The organism is Pseudomonas sp. 14P_5.3_Bac1 (genome assembly GCF_025466135.1).
GTDB lineage: Bacteria > Pseudomonadota > Gammaproteobacteria > Pseudomonadales > Pseudomonadaceae > Aquipseudomonas.
The window spans coordinates 23,829-31,704 of record NZ_JANLOF010000014.1; the positions used below are offsets into that span (position 1 = coordinate 23,829).

A 7,876-nucleotide genomic window follows, 5' to 3' on the forward strand; every position below is an offset into this window, starting at 1 on the left:
CCTTAAGCGATTTTCAGCAGAGAGGGGGAGTGCGCGGCAAACAAAGGTGCTGCGCGTTCTGCGGCAAGGCGTATGCGGCCCTTCAAGGGCTCGCTGGTTATTTGGTAGTCGGTGAAGTCGGCTTCGGTGGCGTACACACCGATCGGCAAGGTCAATGCCTGGAAGAAGCTGAACAGCGGGCGCAGCTGATGATCGAGCACCAGCGCGTGACGTTCGCTGCCGCCGGTGGCAGCGAGCAATACCGGCGTGTTGATCAGTGAATTGAGGCCGACCAGATCGAACAAGTGCTTGAGCAGGCCGGGGTAGGAGCCGCGGTACACCGGCGCGGCGACGATCAGCAGGTCGGCCTGTTCGATGGCCAACAGTTGCGATTCAACCTCGGCCGGCAGTTCGTCACGCGACAGAGCACCGCCCAATGGCCGGGCAATGTCGCCCAGTTCGATCAGCGTGGTCTGGATCGGCAGCAACGTCGCCAGCTCGGCCAACACGGCCTGGGTCAGCACCAGGGTGCGCGAGGGGCGCCAGGTTCCGCCGGAGAGGGCAACGACATTCAGGGGACGGGTCATGAACAGTTCCTTTATCAACAGGGGTACATAGCGGGTGCAGTGGAACGTGTTGAGCAAGAGCTGTACCAACGGCTGGAAGCCTTGATTGGCGTGGGCTTCAGGCTCACTGCTGAACAGTGAAGCTGTTGGCTGACTGGTGTTTTGTTGAATAGCTGTTGCTGGTGCAACAGTTGCGTGGCGAACAGTGTTGATTCGATATGGGGCTATTTATAGAGGGTTAGGTTTATTCCGTAAATGAACGTATTTCCATACTTATAGATCTTAAATGAATATGCATTACTGGCTATCGCAGGTGTCTGAACGGTTGATAGCGACTATCACGGCGGGTGATTTTTCACCGTGCAGGGGCGGGAGTAGCCTGTGTTCATTGACTCGAAACCTCCTTCGCAAGGCCTCCACCATGAACCGTTTTCTGGCTGTTTCCTTACTCGTTGTCAGCGCCGTCCTTGCTGGCTGTGCGACTCATCCATCACCTGAATCACGCCCTTACACGGCTGAAGAAACCAAGCAATTGGCCCTGGAAGCGCTGAGCCGTCGCGGCTTGTCGTTTGATGAATACCAGCAGCAGCGCGCCGCACTGACCGCTCAGCCACAGAAGCCTTTCGGTTTTGATCACCAAGGCGAAATGAACGCCGAACGCAGCGTGGTCCTGCATGGTCGTCCCAGTTGAGCCGGCGCTCAGCAGCAAAAAGCCCGAGGCTTCCCCTAAGGAACCTCGGGCTTTTTGTTTGCCATTGGGCTACTTCAGCCTGTTAAGCTGAATTTCAGGAGCGTTCCTACGCACATTTGCATAAAGTTGTTCTTCTTTAATGGCATTCGATCGGTTAAACCTGACGACCTCTGTTCCGGTTGATGCCCCTGAGACGTTGCTCTCGGGAATACGCTCTGCGAGTCTTAAACGTCATGAATAAACGTCCGTTGTATTTCGACTACGCCGCCACCACGCCGGTGGATGAGCGGGTCATCCAGGTGATGGTCGAGTGTCTGGGCTTCAATGCCAATTTCGGTAACCCTGCGTCCAGTTCCCATGCGTACGGCCAGGCGGCCCGGCAAACGGTTGAACAGGCGCGGCGCCAGGTCGCCGAGCTGGTCGGTGCCAGCCCTGAGCAGATCGTCTGGACCTCCGGCGCGACTGAATCCAACAACCTCGCGATCAAAGGCGTGGCCCAGGCGCGCGGCGTCGCGGGCGGGCACATCATTACCAGCCAGATCGAACACAAGGCCACACTGGACACCGCGCGGCAGTTGCAGGAAGCCGGGGTGGCCGTCACTTATCTGGTGCCGGACGCCGACGGGCTGATCAGCGCCACCGCGGTGAGTGAAGCGTTACGTGACGACACCTTTCTGGTGTCGCTGATGCTGGTCAATAACGAATTGGGCACCTTGAACGACATCCCTGCCATCGGCGCACGGGTGCGTGAGCACGGCGCGCTGTTGCATGTGGATGCCGCGCAAGGTGCCGGCAAAGTCGCGATCGACCTGGCTGAATGGCCGGTGGATTTGATGTCGTTTTCTGCGCACAAGCTGTACGGCCCCAAGGGCATCGGCGCGTTGTATGTGGGCCCGCGAGCGCAGCAAAAGGTGTTGGCGCAGATTCACGGCGGTGGTCACGAAGGCGGCCTGCGCTCCGGCACCCTGGCGACACATCAGATTGCGGGCATGGGCACCGCGTTTGCCTTGGCGGCGCAGTCCTTTGCCGAGGAAAAGGCCAGCATCGTCGCCTTGCGTCAGCGCCTGCTCGACCAGTTGGAAACAGTGGCGGGCGTGCGCCTCAACGGCAGCGCCACGCAGCGCATTCCCCATACGCTCAGCCTGACGTTCAGTGAAGGTGAGTTCAATTCCGCCGCACTCAGTGCCGGCATGGCGTTCTCGGCGACTTCGGCGTGTAATTCCGCGAGCAACGCGCCGTCCCACGTGCTTCTGGCCCTGGGCCATGACGCGCGCAGCGCTGGTCGTACCATTCGCCTGAGCCTGGGCCGGTTTACCACCGAACAGGACATCGATCAGGCCGTGCAGTTGATCAAAGCCGCACTCGCCAGTGCCCCGGCCTTCTGGGCGGTCTGATTTTTCATTCGCAACACATAACAATTATTAGTGGTTAGCAGGAGACACAATGAGTACGCAGCCTTTGACCCATGGAACGGTTCCCCAGCGCCTGGCGCACACCCGTGAACTGATGCGCCGCGAGGGCATCCACGCCCTGTTGGTACCGTCGGCCGACCCGCACTTGTCCGAGTACTTGCCGGGTTACTGGCAGGGGCGGCAATGGCTGTCGGGGTTTCATGGTTCGGTGGGCACGCTGATTGTCACCGCAGATTTCGCCGGTGTCTGGGCCGATAGCCGTTACTGGGAACAGGCGACCAAGGAACTCAAGGGCAGCGGTATCGAGCTGGTGAAGTTGCAGCCCGGCCAACCCGGCCCGCTGGAATGGCTGGCCGAGCAAACCCCCGAAGGTGGTGTGGTGGCGGTGGATGGCGCGGTCATGGCCGTGGCCTCGGCGCGTACCCTGGGCGGCAAGCTGGCAGAGCGCGGCGCGCGCCTGCGTACCGATATCGATGTGCTCAACGAAGTCTGGCAGGACCGCCCGGCATTGCCGAACCAGCCGATCTATCAACACCTGCCGCCGCAGGCGACAGTCAGCCGCGGCGAGAAGCTCGCCGCGCTGCGTGCCAGCCTGAAAGAGAAGGGTGCCGACTGGCACTTCATCGCCACCCTGGATGACATCGCCTGGCTGTTCAACTTGCGTGGCGGCGATGTGTCGTTCAACCCGGTGTTTGTGTCGTTTGCCTTGATCAATCAGCAGCAGGCCACCTTGTTTGTGGCGCTGAGCAAGGTCGATGCCGAGTTATGCGCGGTGCTGGAGCACGAGGGTGTGACCCTGCGCGACTACAGCGAAGTGGCGGATGCGCTGCGCGCTGTGCCGTCGGGCGCGAGCTTGCACGTTGACCCGGCGCGGGTGACGGCCGGTTTGCTGGAAAACCTCGATGCCGGCGTCAAGCTGGTCGAAGGGCTGAACCCGACCACGCTGGCCAAGTCGCGCAAGAGCCTGGCCGACGCCGAGCATATCCGCCAAGCCATGGAGCAGGACGGCGCGGCGTTGTGCGAATTCTTCGCCTGGCTGGACAGCGCGCTGGGCCGTGAGCGCATTACCGAATTGACTATTGATGAACACCTGACGGCGGCGCGTACCCGTCGGCCCGGTTATGTGTCGTTGAGTTTCAACACCATCGCGGCCTTCAACGCCAATGGCGCGATGCCGCACTACCACGCCACTGAAGAAGAACACGCGCTGATCGAGGGTGATGGCTTGCTGCTGATCGATTCGGGCGGCCAGTACCTGGGCGGCACCACGGACATCACGCGGATGGTGCCGATCGGCACGCCGAGCGAAGAGCAGAAGCGTGACTGCACGCGGGTGCTCAAGGGCGTGATTGCCTTGTCGCGTGCGCAGTTTCCCAAGGGCATTCTGTCGCCGCTGCTGGACGCCATTGCGCGTGCGCCGATCTGGGCCGAAGGCGTGGACTACGGCCACGGCACGGGTCACGGTGTAGGCTATTTCCTGAATGTGCATGAGGGCCCGCAAGTGATTGCCTACCAGGCCGCCACTGCACCGCAAACGGCGATGCAGCCGGGGATGATCACCTCGATTGAGCCGGGCACTTATCGCCCAGGCCGTTGGGGCGTGCGCATCGAGAACCTGGTGTTGAACCGTGAAGCGGGCAAGACCGAGTTCGGTGAGTTTCTCAAGTTCGAAACCCTGACCCTGTGCCCGATCGACACCCGTTGCCTGGTGCCGTCGCTGCTGACGGCGGACGAGCGCGAGTGGTTCAACGCCTACCACGCCGAGGTGCGCGAGCGGCTTAGCCCGCTGCTCAGCGGCGCTGCGCTGGAATGGTTGCAGGTGCGCACAGCGGCGATTTGATCGGTTGCAGTTCGGGCGCCTGGGCCAGGGCGTCGGCCATATAGTCGACGAACGCCTTGACCCGGGCCGACTGGCGGCGATTAGGCGCCGAGACCGCGTAAATGGGCAGTGACAGCGGGGTGTAGTCCTGCAACACCGATACTGGCCGACGCGGCCAGGTTGATCGATGCGGGCAAGCTCAAGCCGATCATGGACCCGCATCAATTCGACCTGCAGACGGCAAACGCCGCTTACGATTTGCTCGCAAGCGGCGCTCAGGGGCTATTGGCGATAGCGATTAGCTGAGGGCTTCGCGCACAAATTCCAGACGGTCCTGACCGAAGAACAGCTGGTTGCCTACAAACATGCTGGGCGCACCAAACACGCCGCGCTGAACGGCCTGTTCCGTGTTGTCCTTGAGGGCGGCTTTCACGCTTTCATCATTGGCCAGGGCCAGCACTTCTTCCGGATTGAAACCGGCTTCGGTCAACACCGCGGCCACGACAGCGGGATCGCCCATATTCCGACCTTCGACCCAGAGGGCGTGGAACAGGCAGTCGATGAAGCCTTGGAAGCGCTCGGGTTGGTGACGCTGCATGCCGGTCACTGCGCGCATCAGCATCAGGGTATTGATGGGGAAGTGCGGGTTGAACTTGAGCGTCACGTTGTAGCGTTGGGCATACCGCGCCAGGTCATTAAACATGTAACGGCCCTTGGCCGGGACGCTGATGGGGGATGCATTGCCGGTGGCTTTGAACACGCCTCCGAGCAACATCGGCTGGTACACCAGGGTCGCGCCGGTTGCGGCGCACAGGGCAGGCAGTTGGGTGTAGGCCAGGTACGTGGCGGGACTGCCGAGGTCAAAGAAGAATTCCAGGGTTTTGCTCATGGTCGATGCTCGCTGCTTATTGTTGTGGAGGCGTGCTTACCAGGGTTCATTCCAGGGGCGCAGGTCCAGTTCGAAGGTCCAGGCGTCGCGTGGTTGGCTGTGCAGGTACCAATAGTTGTCGGCGATGTGTTCGGGGTTGAGGATGCCGTCCTGATCCTTCAGGGCGTATTTTTGCGGGAAGTTGTCGCGAATGAAGTCGGTGTCGATGGCGCCGTCGACCACTACGTGAGCCACATGGATATTCCTGGGGCCCAGCTCTCGCGCCATGCTTTGTGCGAGTGCGCGGATGCCGTGCTTGGCGCCGGCAAACGCAGCGAAACCCGCAGCGCCGCGCAAGCCTGCGGTAGCGCCGGTGAACAGGATGGTGCCGCGGTTGCGGGTGACCATGCGCTTGGCCACTTCGCGCGCATTCAGGAAGCCGGAGAAGCAGGCCATCTCCCAGATCTTGAAGTACTTGCGCGCGGTTTCTTCAAGGATGCTGCAAGGCACGTTGGCGCCGATATTGAAGACGAACGCTTCGATCGGGCCCAACTCGCTTTCGATCTGTTCGATCAGCGCGATGACCTCGTCTTCCTTGCGTGCATCACAGGCAAAGCCGTGGGCTTGGCCACCGGCCGCCTGGATGCTGTCGACCAAGGGCTGCAGTTTGTCTGCGCTGCGGCGGGTGACGCAGGCCACGTAGCCTTCGCGCGCGAAGCGCTTGGCGATGGCGCCGCCGGTGGCATCACCGGCACCCACTACCAATACGATTTTGTTGTTTTCTGTCATGGGAACTCCGTTGCTCGATAGTCGAGCAGGAGTGTAGCCGCGGCGTCGCAAAGGGCCGGGTCGAGATCAGATTTTCAGAAAAGGGGAGCAGTCGGATGAAGACTGCTCGGGTGCTCACTTACAGATGACGATCATGCTGCGACTGGTGTAGCCGGCAGGGTTGAGGCCGAAGGGGTAGTCTCCAGGCTCCTCGGAGTTGTCACCGGACTTGGCGATAACCCGGTAGCCCTTGGCTCCGCATGAATTGGCTGCGCTGGTGTAGCACTGGTCCTAGGAGGAGGACAGCCCCGAACAGTTGATATGCAGCCCTTTTTTGCCCCGTTTCACTTCTGTCTTGGTGGTCGCAGCACAGCCCGCAATGCCCACGACCATGAACAGTATCAATATTCTTTTCATCACTATCCTTAATAGCCGCTTCGCAAAAAGGCTCGATGCAGGCTTCACTCGCTCTCGATTGTAGCGTTCAGCTGTCCTTGTCGAAATTCTCCATGAAAGACATTCATTTACGGCCTAAACATGGCCTAAATAAGCGGCAAATACCAGAGCTACCTTAGATAGCGGTCAATCGGCCGGCACCAGCGGTTTGGATTCATTGCGCATCGTCAGCGTAGCGCCTACGGAGGCCAGGATAATGCAGGTGATGGCCAGCCACTGTGCCAGCGACAAGTGCTCTTGCAGGAAGAACAGTCCGGAAAGCGCGCCGAATGCAGGCTCGATGCTCATCAGGGTGCCGAAGGTGCGGGCAGGAAGGCGGGTGAGTGCGACCATTTCCAGGGTATAGGGCAGGGCCGTGGACAAGATGGCGACAGCCAGGGCGACGGGGATCAGTGCTGGGGTCAGCAGTGCGGCGCCTGCGTGGACGATGCCAATCGGCGCGACAAACAAGGCAGCAATCATTACGCCGAGTGCTGCGGTCTGGACGCCATTGTCGTTGCCGGCCTTTTGGCCAAACAGAATATAGAGCGCCCAGCAGATACCCGCGCCGAGGGCATAGGCTGCGCCTGTCAGATCGATACCGCTGCTGGCTTCGCCTATGGGTATGAGCAGTAGAAGGCCGGCGATCGCGAGGCCGATCCATAGAAAGTCCACCGCCCGGCGCGAAGCGTAGATCGCAACGGCGAGCGGGCCTGTGAATTCCAGCGCTACTGCGATGCCCAGGGGCACTGTGCGCAAGGACATATAGAAGAGGAAATTCATGCCACCCAGCGCCATGCCATAAATGACAACGGTACGCAGGGACTTGGCCGTGAGCTGGGCGCGCCATGGGCGTAATAGAGCCAGCATGATCACACTGGCAAATATCAGCCGCAGGGTGGTCGTGCCTTGGGCGCCGACGATGGGAAACATGCTTTTGGCCAGCGAGGCGCCGGACTGGATCGACGCCATGGCTATTAATAGCAGGCCGACCGGGAACAGTGCCGATGCCAGGCTGCGGGGTGGGGTGGTCATTAGGGGTGTTTGTCCAAAGTCGTGGTGGAGAGGCAGGGGGCATATGATGCTCAACTGGTGAGCTTTGAGCAATATATTGCTCAGTTGCTGGATTTTGGCCCTCTATATAGAAGGTGTCGTTAGGTTTTCGGGGAGTTTGATAGAAAATCCAAATTAAGGGTTGACGGCAGATTCTGGAAGTCTATAATTCGCCCCACTTCCGGCGCAGTCGAAACGGAAAACTCCTTGGTAAACAAAGAGTTACGCGAGATTCGACAGCGAGTTGCTTCAGTTCATCGAAGCCCAGAAGGAGTTGGTAGGGCA

Annotated in this window: 7 protein-coding genes and 2 pseudogenes; 3 read left to right on the plus strand and 6 right to left on the minus strand. The window is 60.3% G+C overall.

What is annotated here, in order from left to right; genetic code table 11:
* Positions 1-2 precede the first annotated feature (2 nt).
* Positions 3-566, minus strand: a complete 564-nt coding sequence (msuE, locus tag NTD89_RS03915) for an FMN reductase (protein ID WP_106580598.1) — start codon at positions 564-566, stop codon at positions 3-5.
* 400 nt (positions 567-966) lie between these two features.
* Here msuE and NTD89_RS03920 point away from each other — a divergent pair, with 400 nt between their 5' ends.
* From NTD89_RS03920 to NTD89_RS03930, 3 genes are all read left to right on the plus strand, one after another.
* Positions 967-1,236, plus strand: coding sequence for a hypothetical protein (locus NTD89_RS03920; RefSeq protein ID WP_262206533.1), 270 nt, complete (start codon positions 967-969; stop codon positions 1,234-1,236).
* A 233-nt stretch (positions 1,237-1,469) separates the two neighbouring features.
* Positions 1,470-2,630: a cysteine desulfurase family protein gene (locus NTD89_RS03925; protein WP_145165927.1), complete on the plus strand. Its 1,161-nt coding sequence runs from the start codon at positions 1,470-1,472 to the stop codon at positions 2,628-2,630.
* A gap of 49 nt (positions 2,631-2,679) precedes the next feature.
* Positions 2,680-4,488: an aminopeptidase P family protein gene (locus tag NTD89_RS03930; protein WP_262206529.1), complete on the plus strand. Its 1,809-nt coding sequence runs from the start codon at positions 2,680-2,682 to the stop codon at positions 4,486-4,488.
* On the opposite strand, the pseudogene NTD89_RS03935 reads toward NTD89_RS03930, so the two are convergent.
* The 5 genes and pseudogenes from NTD89_RS03935 to rhtA all read right to left on the minus strand — a co-directional run.
* Positions 4,439-4,636: pseudogene (locus tag NTD89_RS03935) on the minus strand (hypothetical protein); the annotation flags it as partial. The gene NTD89_RS03930 and the pseudogene NTD89_RS03935 sit on opposite strands and share 50 nt — an antisense overlap.
* A 129-nt stretch (positions 4,637-4,765) precedes the next feature.
* Positions 4,766-5,356 (minus strand): 2-hydroxychromene-2-carboxylate isomerase, encoded by a 591-nt coding sequence (locus NTD89_RS03945; protein ID WP_145165925.1) that lies wholly within the window; start codon positions 5,354-5,356, stop codon positions 4,766-4,768.
* A gap of 36 nt (positions 5,357-5,392) precedes the next feature.
* Positions 5,393-6,124: an SDR family oxidoreductase gene (locus tag NTD89_RS03950; RefSeq protein ID WP_145165924.1), complete on the minus strand. Its 732-nt coding sequence runs from the start codon at positions 6,122-6,124 to the stop codon at positions 5,393-5,395.
* A 114-nt stretch (positions 6,125-6,238) separates the two neighbouring features.
* Positions 6,239-6,520: pseudogene (locus NTD89_RS03955) on the minus strand (hypothetical protein).
* Between the two features lie 165 nt (positions 6,521-6,685).
* Positions 6,686-7,573, minus strand: coding sequence for a threonine/homoserine exporter RhtA (rhtA, locus tag NTD89_RS03960; protein WP_262206531.1), 888 nt, complete (start codon positions 7,571-7,573; stop codon positions 6,686-6,688).
* Positions 7,574-7,876: the final 303 nt, after the last annotated feature.